Source organism: bacterium (assembly GCA_018814885.1).
Classification (GTDB): domain Bacteria; phylum Krumholzibacteriota; class Krumholzibacteriia; order LZORAL124-64-63; family LZORAL124-64-63; genus JAHIYU01.
The window spans coordinates 1-11,188 of the sequence record JAHIYU010000159.1; the positions used below are offsets into that span (position 1 = coordinate 1).

The 11,188-nt window shown below is 68.0% G+C and carries 8 protein-coding genes; 5 read left to right on the forward strand and 3 right to left on the reverse strand.

Annotated features, from left to right (window positions below):
- Positions 1-90: 90 nt before the first annotated feature.
- Both KJ554_12060 and KJ554_12065 read right to left on the reverse strand, forming a co-directional pair.
- Positions 91-2,049 carry a hypothetical protein gene (locus KJ554_12060; protein ID MBU0743066.1) on the reverse strand — a complete coding sequence of 653 codons (1,959 nt, stop codon included), beginning with the start codon at positions 2,047-2,049 and terminating at the stop codon, positions 91-93.
- A 103-nt stretch (positions 2,050-2,152) separates the two neighbouring features.
- Positions 2,153-3,529, reverse strand: a complete 1,377-nt coding sequence (locus KJ554_12065) for an OmpA family protein (GenBank protein MBU0743067.1) — start codon at positions 3,527-3,529, stop codon at positions 2,153-2,155.
- A 253-nt stretch (positions 3,530-3,782) separates the two neighbouring features.
- On the opposite strand from KJ554_12065, the gene KJ554_12070 reads away from it, so the two are divergent.
- The 5 genes from KJ554_12070 to KJ554_12090 all read left to right on the forward strand — a co-directional run bounded on the left by KJ554_12070 (position 3,783) and on the right by KJ554_12090 (position 10,942).
- Positions 3,783-4,337, forward strand: a complete 555-nt coding sequence (locus KJ554_12070; protein MBU0743068.1) for a sigma-70 family RNA polymerase sigma factor — start codon at positions 3,783-3,785, stop codon at positions 4,335-4,337.
- A 10-nt stretch (positions 4,338-4,347) separates the two neighbouring features.
- Complete coding sequence (locus KJ554_12075) at positions 4,348-4,602, forward strand: hypothetical protein (protein ID MBU0743069.1); 255 nt, start codon at positions 4,348-4,350, stop codon at positions 4,600-4,602.
- Positions 4,603-4,605: 3 nt separating this feature from the next.
- Complete coding sequence (locus KJ554_12080; GenBank protein ID MBU0743070.1) at positions 4,606-5,427, forward strand: mechanosensitive ion channel; 822 nt, start codon at positions 4,606-4,608, stop codon at positions 5,425-5,427.
- 168 nt (positions 5,428-5,595) lie between these two features.
- Positions 5,596-9,354, forward strand: a complete 3,759-nt coding sequence (locus KJ554_12085) for a PAS domain S-box protein (GenBank protein MBU0743071.1) — start codon at positions 5,596-5,598, stop codon at positions 9,352-9,354.
- Complete coding sequence (locus KJ554_12090; protein ID MBU0743072.1) at positions 9,338-10,942, forward strand: DUF3369 domain-containing protein; 1,605 nt, start codon at positions 9,338-9,340, stop codon at positions 10,940-10,942. The genes KJ554_12085 and KJ554_12090 overlap by 17 nt, the downstream gene beginning before the upstream one ends.
- Here the strand turns inward: KJ554_12090 and KJ554_12095 are convergent.
- Positions 10,916-11,188 (reverse strand): hypothetical protein (locus KJ554_12095; protein MBU0743073.1); only part of this gene is annotated, 273 nt, incomplete at its 5' end. The genes KJ554_12090 and KJ554_12095 overlap by 27 nt on opposite strands.

An 11,188-nucleotide genomic window follows, 5' to 3' on the forward strand; every position in this document is an offset into this window, starting at 1 on the left:
CTCCAAGCCCGCTTCACCGGCGGCGGCATCGACCCCGTGTATATCTACCATCCCGTCCGGTACGCGGTGCGCGAGCCGGACCAGGGCACGCTAGGGCCGACGTGGACGGAGGTGGTCTCGTGACGGCAGGGCGGGCTGCCCGTCGCGTTCGCTGGACCAGGTGACCACCACGCGACGGCCGTTGTGCAGCAGCCGCAGGAAGAGCTCGGCGTCCAGACCGAGATCCCAGCGCCAGTCGGGCAATCCGTTGCGCTCGCGCCAGGGGCGTCCAAGCAGCAGCGTGCGGCGGCGTGGCTCGTCGGGGAAGACGCCCTCGCCCAATCCGGCCAGCACGAGCAGGTCGTAATGCTCGAGGCGGGCTTCGAGCAGGCCGGTCACCTGCACCGGCAGATGGATGGAGCGGTGGGGCCACCATTTGGTCTCGCCGAGCAACCGCGCCAGCATGGCGGCGAAATCGCCGGAAGAGAGGGGGGGCATGGCGTCGCCGGCGGCGTCCAGGTCGTCCAGCAGGCGGATCAGCGCCCTGCGGGCGGGACTCGTCCCGTCCGCAACGCGCGCCGTTACCGTCCCGTCGTCGAGGGGGTCGTCCGGGACGGCGCGACGCCAGGCGGCGCGCAGGGCGGCGAGATGTGCGGATACGGGGGTAGGCTTGTCCGCGGCTCGCGCCAGCAGGCCGCCGAGCGCCGCCTCCAGATCGTCCATCAGCAGGGTCATCTCGGGTCGGGCGTCGGGCCAGCGCGCGCGCGCCTCGGCGTCCCGCTCAGCGGCGCGAATGCGCAGACCTGCCAGGCCCGCCCCGGCCGTTTTGCCGCGCAGCAGCTCCTTCTCGAAGCTCAGGGTGCGGCTAGCATGCTCGCCGCGTTCGCGTCCGAAGGTGACCAGTGGATGGGTCGACAGCTCCAGTAACGGGTCCGGATGCAGGTCGGTCAGCGCGGTGCGCAAGAGCTGCCAGACGAGCCGGCCGTCGGCGTGGGTCGACAACGGATCGCCGTCGGTCGCGTCGAGGTCGAGGCCGGCGTCGGCCAGCTGGTCGGCCACGCGGCGCGCCAGGGGCCGGTCGGCGGTGGCCACGGCGATGCGGCTGCGCGGTTCCCGGCGCAGCTGTGCGATCACGAGATCGGCGATCAGAAGGCTCTCCTGCTCGGGGTCGGGACAGGGGCGCAGCAGAGGCTCGCCACCGGGCGCGAGTATGGCGGCGGGATCGGCCAGCCCGGCCAGGCGGTCGGGATAGGGCCGCTCGTCGCGGCCGAGGGGTTCCGGCTCGTCGTCCAGCAGGAGCGTCGACACGCACCGGTCCGGCGACAGGGGATGCGTGGGCGCATCCCGATCGCTGAAGGCGGCCAGGAAGAGGCGCGTCAGGGGGTCGTCGCCGGCGGCGGTGCTGACCATGTGGGCCCGTCCGGCGCGGCGCGCGGCCACGCGGATCAGCCGCGCGGTCAGCGGCGGCAGATCCGAGAAGCCGGCCGTGAAGAGGTTCTCGACGGGCGGGCCCGGCCAGCGTTCGGCGGCACAGGCCGCGTCCACGACGTCCCGCTCGCGGTCGAGCGCGTCGCGGGGAACTGCGCCGCGGTAGAGGCGCCATGCTTCGCGCACCCGCGCCACGTCGCGGATCTGCAGTTCCGGCGCGGCGGGCCCGCCGTCGTCCAGCCCGCCCGGGTCCAGCTCGTGGCGCCGCAGCTCGTCGAAGATCCGCACCAGTTCATCCGACATGCCCGCCGCGGCGCCCGGCCGGTCGCGCAGCCAGTCCAGCTTAGCCAGATGCGGGGCCAGGACCGCGGCCCGCAGGCGGCTGGGGACGGCCGCGGGCGCCAGGTCCGCCCTGCGTCCGGCCAGCTCCTCGACCAGTCCGGCCGGGGTCGTGATCGCCGGCAACAGCAGTCCATCGCGTCCGCTCGTCTCCAGCAGCGCGTGTCGCAGCGAGCCGCAGGCGCGCGACGAGGGCAGCAGCACCAGGGCATGCGGCAGGCGTTCGCCGCAGATGTCCAGCAGGCGTGCGGCCAGACCCGGGAGAAACGGGGAGTCGAAGGGAATCGTGTGGCGTGTGAACATGATCGGATCATCCTAACGCGATGCAGTCGGCCGGGCAAAGGAAACCGCCCCCCGGCCGGTCCGGGGGGCGGTCCGTACTCCCGGGCGGTGCCGTTGCCTGCGGCTACCGCTCCAGCAGCTTCTGGCTCTCGATAACGCGCTTGATCGTCTCCGCGTTGAGCACCTTGAACTCCACGCGGCGGTTGCGGGCGCGTCCCTCGGCCGTGGCGTTGTCGGCCACGGGCAGCGACTCGCCGTAACCGAACACCGTGTACTGGCCGGAGTCGATGTCCGGGAACCTGGCGCTCATGTAGTCGAGAACCGCCCGGGCGCGCTTCTCGGACAGCTCCTGGTTCAGCTTCTCGGAGCCCTGGGCGTCGGTATGTCCGCCGATCTCCACGCGCAGCTCGGGCCAGTTGATCAGCGTCTCGCCGATCTTGTCCAGCTCGCCGAAGCTCTGGACCTTCAGCTCGTCGGAGCCGGACTCGAACGTGACCAGGGAAGTGCGGATCATGCCGGTGTCGAGCAGCTCGGTCTCGGTCGCGGTGATGGCGATGGGGCAACCGGACGCGTCCGCCTGCAGGTGCGAGGGCGTGTCGGGGCACTGGTCGAGCCCGTCGAGGACGCCGTCGCCGTCGCTGTCGGACGGGCAGCCAGAGCCGTCGATGGTGGCGCCGGCGGGCGTGTCGGGGCAGCGGTCGAGCCCGTCGAGGACGCCGTCGCCGTCGCTGTCGGACGGGCAGCCGGAGCCGTCGATGGTGGCGCCGGCGGGCGTGTCGGAGCAGCGGTCGAGCCCGTCGAGGACGCCGTCACCGTCACTGTCGTTCGGGCAACCCGCGGCATCGACGATGGCGCCGGCCGGCGTGCCGGGACACAAGTCCTCGCGGTCGCGCACGCCGTCGAAGTCGGAGTCCTTGCTGCCGCGGCCGAAGCCGAACTGCAGACCGGCGGTCGCGACGAGGTTGTGGGTCGTCTCGCCGCCGTTGCCGAAGTCCGTCATCAGGTCGCTCATCACGTCGCGCACCTCGAGGCGCAGGTCGCGCCGATTGACGTTGTCGCCGCCGAGGCGGAGCTTGAGGCCCGCGCCGGCCTCCCAGCCGTTGAGCTTGGCCTCGCCGTCGCCGAGCCAGCCGCCCTTGGTGTTGAGCTGGGCCCAGCCGCCGGTCAGATAGGGATTGATGCCCGCGCGGGGCATCAGGTTCAGGACCAGGTCCATGCCGGTGTGGTGGATCTTGGTCTCGGCCGCGTCCGGCACGCGCATGGTCTTGGTGAAACCGTAGGTGCCTTCCACGCCCAGCCAGGGGACGAAGAGGATGGCGGCGCGGGCGCCGTAGATCAGGTCGTCTTCGAGGCCGATGTCGTCGGACCAGATCGTGGTGCCGCCGTAGGGGCTGAGGGTGAAGAGGGAATAGTCTCCCCAGTCCTCGTCGGCGCGGGCCGACGGCGACACGAGCAGCAGCATCACCGCCAGCAGCACGAACCTGTCGAGAGTGGGTTTCATGGTCGAAGCCTCCTGTTTTTCCTGTTTGCCAAGCGCGAAAAGCGTGTCCGGACGCGCGCCGGGGCGTATGCCACCTATGGCTTTACGTCATCGATCCTTCTGACCCGTCGAGTTCCGGAAAGTCACAGGCGGCTATCTCAAGGTGTCCATACTTGTCCGGTTGCACGACCGCGGCGATGTGCCCGATACTCCCACGTGACTTCTCCGCTCGGGCCGTGTCGATAATACCGGAAGTATAGGGGAGACGCTTCGGATGACAAGCGATGAAAAGCTCGTCGTCGCCGCCCAGGAGGCGCCGGAAGGCGACACGCGCGCGTTCGACGCGCTCGTGGTTCGACATCAGGAGCGCGTCCTGGCGAACTGTCGCTATCTGAGCGGTTCCGCCGACGATGCGCACGATCTGGCCCAGGAAGTCTTCGTCAAGGCCTTCTTCGGCCTGGAGCGGTTCCAGGGGCGCTCGCAGTTCGGCTCGTGGGTGCAGAGGATCAAGGTGAACCACTGTCTGAACCACCTGCGCAAGCGCAAGGGGAAGTCGTTCCTGGAGCTGGACGATCCTACCCTCTGCAGCGCGGTCGAGCTCCAGTCGCACGCCTCGACCGAGCGCGACGTCGGCCACCGCGACATGCGCGACAGGATCCGCACGGTGCTGGATGCGATGCCCGACACCTTGCGCGTCCCGTTGATAATGTGCGACCTGGACGGGTTTTCGTATCAGGAGATCGCGGACTCCCTGGAGCTGGGCCTGTCCGCCGTGAAGATGCGGATCAAGCGCGCACGCGAGGAATTCCGCCGCCTCTACCGAGAATGAGGGCAGGGAATTGAACAGCGACGACGAGCGCCACCATCCCGACCGGGACATCGAGACCGGCGAGGCCATCGCCGAACTGGCCGCGCTGCGCGAGGTGCCGGCTGCGGGCTTCGCGGACCAGATTCGCCACAGCATCCAGCGGCGCCTGTTCGCCGCGCAGGCGGCGGATTTCTCCTTGCACGTGTTCCTGCAGATCATGTTCGAATACCTATCGGCGGCCCTGGACGCCTTCCGCGGGCCGCAGCCGCCGCAACACCGGGAGTAACCGATGGACACCGGATTTTCGCTGAAGACCGCGGCGACGGACGTGCTGAGCAACCTGGCCTCGGCCATCGCCGAGTTCGTGCCGCGCGCCTTCACCGGCCTGGTGGTCGTGCTGCTGGGCATCCTGCTGGCCAAGCTCGCCGAGAAGGCCATCCGCACCGCGTTCGACAAGTTCCGCCTGGACGAGCTTCTCGGGAGGGTCGGCCTCACGGACATCCTGGGCCGGCTGGGGCTGCGCAGGCCGCCCGGTCAGATCCTGGCGCGCCTGGTGTACTGGATGCTCGTGCTGCTGTTCACCCAGAGCGCCGCGCAGGCGGTCGGGTTGACGGTCGTCGCAGAGGCCATCGCAGCCTTCTTCTCGTACACCCCCAACATCATCGCCGCCGCGCTCGTGCTGTTGGTCGGCATGATGGTATCGCGCTTCGTGGGCGAGGCCATCACGCGCGCCGCCGCCGATTCCGGCGTTGAGTTCGCGCCGACCCTGGGCCGCGCCGCCTCGGCGCTGATCTTCTTCGTGGTGGCGGTGATGGCTGTTTCCCAGCTCCGTATCGACACGGAGCTGGTCAAGTCGGTGGTCCTGGTGCTGCTGAGCGGCATGGCCGTGGCGCTGGCCCTCACCTTCGGCCTGGGCACCCGCGACGTCACGCGCAACATCGTGGCCGGATATTACGTCAGGAAGCTCTTTCGGGTCGGCGAAACGGTGAACGTCGCCGGCGAGAGCGGCACACTGACGGGCGTCACCTCCCTGCAGACGCTGATCGAACGCGACGGCGAGATCGCGGCCGTGCCCAACAAGGTGTTCCTGGAGGAGGTCGCCCGGCGCTAGTCCGGGTCATTCGAGAAGGCTGGCAACACATTTCCGCTCGATCGCTGCGCCGGACATTGTTCCGGCGCTTTTTCTCGATAAATCGATCAAGTCACCCCCCGGAAGTGCCGATCCCAGGATTGGATCGACCGCGACGTGAAGCCGGGCGCCCCCTGAGGAGACGCATTGGTGGGCAAGGGTACGGACTTGTTGACACGCGACACGCACGGCGCCGCCGGCCTGCCCTCGGACGCCGCGGCCTGGTTCGCGTCCGTACGGGGAATGGACCCGGAGGACGCCGCGCGCGCCCTGCGCGTACACGAGGATCTCGACGTCTCCGACCTGAACATGGCCCAGCACGAGATCGTCTGGGTGGTCGATCTCGAGACCCGCCGGCTGCGCAGCCTGTCCGCCTCCGCCGAGAGCGTCTACGGAAGATCCTACGCCGAACTCCTGGCTTATCCGGGCCTGATGTGGGAGGCGGTCCACGCCGAGGATCGCGGCGAGCTCGCCGAGTTCTTCGCGGTCTGCGCGGTCGAACGCGCGTGCGTCCGCTACTTCCGCGTCACGCGGCCCGACGGCGAGATCCGGCACCTGTCCGAGCGCGCCGTCCTGGTGCGCGACGAGCACGGCAGGCCCGTCCGCGCCAAGGGCATGCAGATCGATGTGACCGACGAACAACGCCTCACCGACACCCTCGACCTGTTCCGCTTCTCGATCGACAAGGCCCAGGACGCCGTCTTCATCATGGACACCGACTTCCGCTTCCTGGAGGTCAACGAGGCCGCCTGCCGCTCCCTGGGCTACGACAAGAGGGAACTGGTCGGCATGAAGGTCCCGGAAGTCGATGTGGACTTCCCCCCGGCGGCGCTCGCCGAGGTGTTGAGCCGCCTGCGTGGCGAGGGCAGCGTGTTGATCGACGGGCGGCACAAGCGCCAGGACGGCCTGGTATTCCCCGTCGAGATCGCGGCGAACCTTTTCGAGATCAGCGGCCGGGAGTTCGTCTGTGTCTTCGCCCGGGATATCTCCAAGCGGAAGGCCGCCGAGGTGGAGCGCCGCGAACGTATCGCCCGGCTGCAGCGGCAGAAGGAGGCCTTCGAGAGGCTGTCCGGCGACAACGGCGTGCACGACGGCGATCGCCGCAGTGCCCTGAAGATCATCTGCGAAACCGGGGCCCGGACCCTGGAGGTCGAGCGGACGAGCGTCTGGCTCCTCGACGATGCGCAGGAAACCCTGCGCTGCGAGAACCTCTACGAGCGCACGTCGGGCGATCACCTGGACAACATCGTCCTCGATGCCCGGCAATTCCCGGCCTACTTCGCCGCCATCAGAAGCGCACACCTGGTGGACGCCCATGCGGCCAGGACCGATCCGCGCACCAGCGAATTCGCCGAGGGCTACCTCGAGCCGCTGGGGATCACGTCGATGCTCGACGTCTCGATCCGCATGTCGGGACGCCTCGTGGGGGTCGTCTGCTTCGAGCACGTGGGGCCGTCGCGCACCTGGACCTCGGAAGAGGCCGCCTTCGCGGGCACCATCGCCGAGCACGTGGCGCATCTGATGGAGCGCTGCGAACGGCAACGGCGCGAGGCGGAACTCGGCGAGGAGCGCCGCAGGCTCAAGACCCTGATCGCCAGCCTGCCGGGCATGGCCTTCCGCATCCGGAAGGCCGACGATTGGCCCGTGGAGTTCATCAGCGACGGCAGCACGGAGCTGACCGGCTGGACGCCCTACGATCTGCTCGGAAACCGGAACGTGCGGCACATCGACGTGGTGCATCCCGACGACCAGAAGATGGTGTGGGAGACCATGGACGACGCCCTGCGCAACCACCATGCGTACGAGGTCGAGTACCGGATCATAACGAAGCAGGGCGAGGAGAAATGGGTCTGGGAGAAGGGCCAGGGCGTCTACGACGCGAGCGGCGAACTGATGGCCGCCGAAGGATTCGTGACCGACATCTCGGGGCGCATCAGGGCCGAGCAGGCCATGCGGGACAGCGAGTTCCGCCACCGTGAGCTGTTCAACAACATGCGCTCCGGCGTGGCGGTCTTCGAGACCGACGACGGCGTCGACTTCCGCTGCACGGACCTGAACAAGGCCGGGGAGCGCATCGACGGCCTGAACAAATCCGACATCCTCGCCGGTGATGCCCGCGAGGTCTTCCCGGGGTTCGAGAAGTGCGGTCTGCTGGATGTCATTAAATGTGTCTGGAGCTCCGGTGAGCCCGAGCGCGTGGAAGCTTTCGTCAACCGCGACGACTGGGGCGAGAGCTGGCGGGAGGCCTACGTCTACAAGCTGCCCAGCGGCGAGATCATCCTGGTCTACGAGGACGTGACCGAGAACATGAAGCGCCAGGCGGACCTGCGCCTGAAACAGTTTTCCATCAACCAGTCCAGCGACGCGGTCTTCTGGATCGCGCGGGACGGCACATTCATCGACGTCAACAAGACGGCCTGCAGCAACTACGGATACAACCGCGAAGAACTGCTGCGCCTGGGCGTCTTCGATCTCACCGACGAGTACACGTCCGAGAGCTGGGAACGGAGATGCCAGGAGGTGCGCAAGATCGGCTTCCAGCGCAAGGAGGGGTGGCACAGGGACAAGGACGGCAAGCGGTTCCCGGTGGATATCTCCATCAACCACCTGGAGTTCGAGGGCCACGAATACTACTGCGCCCTGGTGCGCGACATCACCGCGCGCAAGGCGGCGGAAGAGCACATCAATCGCCTCAACCAGTCCCTGGAGAAGAGGGTGGAGGAGCGGACGACGGAGTTGCGCGACAGCCGCGAGAAGTACCGTCTGCTGATCGAGAGCCTGCGCGAGAAGTATATCTTCTACTCCCTCGCGCCAGACGGCACCTTCGCCTACATCAGCCCGTCGGTGACGAACGTGCTCGGTCACGAGATCGCCGATCTTCAGGATTACCGCTCGCTCTTCACGGCCAACGAAGCGCTCCGGCGCGAGGTGGAGGGCACGACCCGGCTCAGTCTGCAGGGACTCGAACAACCGCCCTTCGAGGTCGAGATCAGGCACCGGGACGGCAGTCTGAGGATGCTGGACGTCATGCAGGTGCCGGTCTGCGACGGGCACGGGAACGTGCTCTCCGTCGAGGGCATCGCCCACGACATCACAGAGAGCAGGCGCGCCCAGGAGATGATCCGCGACCAGCAGGACCAGCTGCTCGAGTCGGAGAAGATGGCGGCCCTGGGCAGCCTGGTCGCGGGCGTCGCCCACGAGATCAACACGCCGGTGGGCATCGGCGTCACGGCGGCCTCCCATCTCCAGGAGAAGATCGAGCACTATCGCGGGCTCTACGAGTCCGCCAAGCTGCGCCGGTCCGAATTCGAGACCTTCCTGCGGGAAAGTGGCGATTCCGCCCGCATGATCCTGTCGAATCTCGACAAGGCCGCGCAGCTGATCCAGGGCTTCAAGGGCGTCGCCGTGGACCAGACCGGCGAGGGCCGGCGACTGTTCGACCTGAAGCAGTACCTGGACGAGGTCCTGCTCAGCCTCCGTCCCGAGTTCAAGCGGACCGGCCATACGGTGACCCTGTCCTGCGACGAGGGCATCATGGTGGACAGCTATCCCGGCGCGGTATCCCACACCATCACGAACCTGGTCATGAACTCCCTGATCCACGGCTTCCAGGACCGGGAGCACGGCGAGATCAGGATCGAGGCCGGCTCCGCGGGCGAGAACGTCACCATCGTCTACAGCGACAACGGCGTCGGCATGACCAAGGAGATCCGCAGGCAGATCTACGATCCGTTCTTCACGACCCGACGCGGCCAGGGTGGCAGCGGCCTGGGCATGCACGTGGTCTACAACTCGGTCACGAATTCGTTGGGCGGGAGCATCTCCTGCGCCAGCAGCCCCGGCGAGGGCGCGACGTTCACCATAGAGTTCCCCCTGCGGAACGGGAGCGGCGATGACGCGGCTCGATGACGACATCCTCTTCGCTGACGAGGACCTGCTCTTCGCGTCGGAGGAGTCCGTCCGGGACGTGGCGCGGGAGGCTCCCAAGGCCCCCTGGAAGCTCCTGATCGCGGACGACGACGACGAGGTGCATACCCTGACGCGGCTGGTCCTTTCCGGCTTCATGTTCGAGGGGCGCGGGCTCGAGTTCCTGAGCGCCCACTCGGGCCGGGAGACCGTCGAGATGCTGCGCGAGCATACGGACACCGCGCTGGTCCTGCTGGACGTCGTGATGGAGAAGGACGACGCCGGGCTGCAGGCGGTCCGTACGATCCGGCGCGATCTGAACAATCGTTTCATCCGCATCATCCTGCGCACCGGGCAGCCCGGCCAGGCGCCGGAGCAGGAGGTCATCTCCTCCTACGACATCAACGACTACAAGGCCAAGACCGAGCTGACCTCCCAGAAGCTCTACACCACCGTGACCTCGGCGCTGCGGGCGTACCGCGATCTGCGCACCATCGAGAGCCAGCGCTCCGGCCTGGAGCGGGTGAACCTCGCCACGCGGTGCCTGTTCGAATGCAAGGATCCCGCGGAGTTCGCCATCGAGGTCATGGATCAGATGGTCGTGTTGCTGTCGTCCGGCGAGGCGAAGGAGAGCGTCGACGTGCGCGGCGTCCTGACCGAATGCAGGGGCGAAGACGGCACCGTGGTCGTGGGCAGAGGGCGTTATGCGGCGGATGCCGGCAAGCCGGTCGGTGGTGTCGTGATCGAGGAGGATCGCCAGCTCCTGCGGCAGGTGAAGGACGAACGCATCGAGCAGGTTCTCGAGGACGGCTACGCCTGCTACCTGAAATCGCGCGGCGGCGCCGAGGGGCAGATCCTGCTGCGCACGGACCGCGAGCTGCCGGCCACGCAGCGCGACCTTATCCGTACCTACGCCGCGAACGTCCGCGTCGCCTACGACAACATCCATCTCAACCAGGAGATCATCGACACCCAGAAGGAAGTCATACATACGCTCGGCGAAGTGGTCGAGAGTCGTTCGCAGGAGACGGCCAACCACGTCAAGCGCGTGGGGCGGAACTCCTGCCTGCTCGCCGAGCTCGCCGGTCTCTCCACGGACGAGGCGAAGCTGCTGCGCATGGCGGCGCCCCTGCACGACGTCGGCAAGATCGGCATTCCCGACGCCATCCTGAACAAGCCGGGCAAGCTGACCGAACGCGAGCGCGAGATCATGCAGACCCACGCCGAGATCGGCTACATGATCCTCGGCAACTCCAGCCGGCCCGTGTTCAGGGCCGCCTCGATCGTGGCCCACGAGCATCACGAGAAATGGGACGGCAGCGGCTACCCGCGCGGGTTCGCCGGCGAGGGAATCCACATGTTCGGCCGTATCGTGGGATTGGTGGACGTCTTCGACGCCCTCAGTCATGAACGCGTCTACAAGCCCGCCCTGCCCCTCGACGAGTGTGTCGAGATCATGCGCGCCGAGAGCGGCCGCCATTTCGAGCCGCGCCTGGTGGAATTGTTCCTCGAGCACCTGGACGAGTTCGTGGTCGATTGCGAGACGAAGGAAACGAGCGAGGCGTCACAGACCGACCCCGTGCTCGTCTGATCCCACCAGCGCGACTGCAGCCGCCGCCACCAGGACCGTCGCCGCCGCGGTGCCCGTGAGTCCCGCCAACGGCGCGAGATACAACCCCACCAGCAAGGCCCCGAGACACCCCCCCAGCAGGTCGACGCCGTAGATCGCGGCGACGGAGGCGCGCCCCGCGAGGGCGCTGCCGGACGAGGCTCGCACGAACAGGGCCGCCGCCAGCGCGCCGCCGGCCACCAGCCACACGGCGGTTCCCGCCAGGCC

Excerpts from the sequence above, each read along its gene's own strand:
- KJ554_12060 (MBU0743066.1), bottom strand. The coding sequence starts at position 2,049 with ATGTTCACACGCCACACGATTCCCTTCGACTCCCCGTTTCTCCCGGGT.
- KJ554_12065 (MBU0743067.1), bottom strand. The coding sequence starts at position 3,529 with ATGAAACCCACTCTCGACAGGTTCGTGCTGCTGGCGGTGATGCTGCTG.
- KJ554_12070 (MBU0743068.1), top strand. The coding sequence starts at position 3,783 with ATGACAAGCGATGAAAAGCTCGTCGTCGCCGCCCAGGAGGCGCCGGAA.
- KJ554_12080 (MBU0743070.1), top strand. The coding sequence starts at position 4,606 with ATGGACACCGGATTTTCGCTGAAGACCGCGGCGACGGACGTGCTGAGC.
- KJ554_12090 (MBU0743072.1), top strand. The coding sequence starts at position 9,338 with ATGACGCGGCTCGATGACGACATCCTCTTCGCTGACGAGGACCTGCTC.